Annotated in this window: 1 protein-coding gene and 1 pseudogene; one reads left to right on the forward strand and one right to left on the reverse strand. The window is 44.7% G+C overall.

Annotated elements, in window-relative coordinates; all coding sequences use genetic code 11:
- Positions 1-186 (reverse strand): annotated as a pseudogene (locus BG32_RS08055) (MarR family transcriptional regulator); the annotation flags it as partial.
- Between the two features lie 121 nt (positions 187-307).
- Between BG32_RS08055 and BG32_RS08060 the strand changes: the two are divergent.
- A partial coding sequence (locus tag BG32_RS08060; RefSeq protein ID WP_147434888.1) for an MMPL family transporter occupies positions 308-1461 on the forward strand: 1154 nt, incomplete at its 3' end.

The raw sequence follows: 1461 nt of genomic DNA on the forward strand, positions 1-1461 counted from the left end.
ATTCCTTTGCAAGTGAGGACATGCTCTGGGGCCCTTGAGTGCAACGAACAAAAGAATGTAGAGCTCTATTGTCTTCATCTCTTCGGCCTCAACGTTTAAGGAAAAGAACTTCGTGAAGTTCCTTACAAGGTCGAACACCGCTTCCAGTATCTTGTCCGGGCCTAACTCTTTGGTTCTTACAGTCATTCCACACCTCCAACGAGATAATTATAACAGTTTAACTTCTGCACTATCAACATCTTTTACTGTACATATACATTACTTTCCAAGAAATCGTAGTAAAATTCTTTAAAGGGGGCAATCCACTATGATTAATCGAAGGATCTCTATCTTTATAATAGCCTTGTTTGCCGTCGTTACGGTAGTGATGGGGCTCTTCATTCTTAGAGTTGAAATAAACGTTTCCAGCGAATTTCTTCTTCCAGAGAAGTCTCCCTCTAGAGAAAACATGAGAATGATGGAGGATCTATTTGGGAGTGAAAAGCAGATTATTATTGTAGTTAAGACGGACGGTCTTTTCGAGGAAGAGAACTCACTCAGGATTTACGATTTCCTCCAGAAGCTCTCTACAATACAGGGAGTAGTCAGTTACAACTCTTATCAGGATGCGGCGAAGGTTAGTTTGATCGGCGGGACGAATGTCGAGCCATATTTTGAGAGAGGAGTTGCGAAGGAGAACGCTCGCGAGATACTGCAAAACCCGCTCTATCTCGACAACCTTCTTGACGAGAACGGTGAAGTCGCACTGATTCCTATAAACGTAACTGAGAATGCAGATGTGAAAGCGATCCTGGAAATTGCCGCTGAATCATTTGAGGGAATGGAGTTCTATGCCAGCGGTGAACCGATTATCGATGAAGAACTTTATGGTTCCATATTATCGCTTCTGGTAGTATATCCCCCCATTCTCTTTGGATTAATCTGCTTCATCTACTTCCTGAGACTTGGAAGTGTACGGGCGGCAATCATTCCTTCGATTCTTTCAATTATCGCGGCTGTTTGGACCTACGGCTTTGGCGTGATGATAGGTTTGAATATAAACATTCTCACTTCAACTGCGGGCCTTTTCATAATTATAATCTCATCGTCTTATGGGCTGCACTTCATAGATAGGTACATCACAAACAGGCGATTTCTCGAAAGGAGCGCTGCGCTTAAGCGGACCGTACGCGAGGAACGGATACCAGTTTTTCTCTCGGCGCTTACAACGGCCGTAGGTTTTCTTACATTCTTAGTTAGCAGCTTGGAAGCCTTCCGGCAACTGGGCATAATGGTCTCTCTCGGGATAATGGTGAGTTCGGCGCTCGTACTCATAGCGCTTCCCGCCGTGCTCGTTTTCGTCGATCTGCCTGCGGTAAAAAGAAAGTTAAGGTTTAGGGCTCCAACACGAGAAGTCGCAAAGAACATCGACACAGTGGTGCTCGTAGTAATACTCGTCTTTGCAGTCGTCTCGCCTTTTCT

The organism is Mesotoga sp. HF07.pep.5.2.highcov (assembly GCF_003666285.1).
Taxonomy (GTDB): Bacteria; Thermotogota; Thermotogae; order Petrotogales; family Kosmotogaceae; genus Mesotoga; species Mesotoga prima.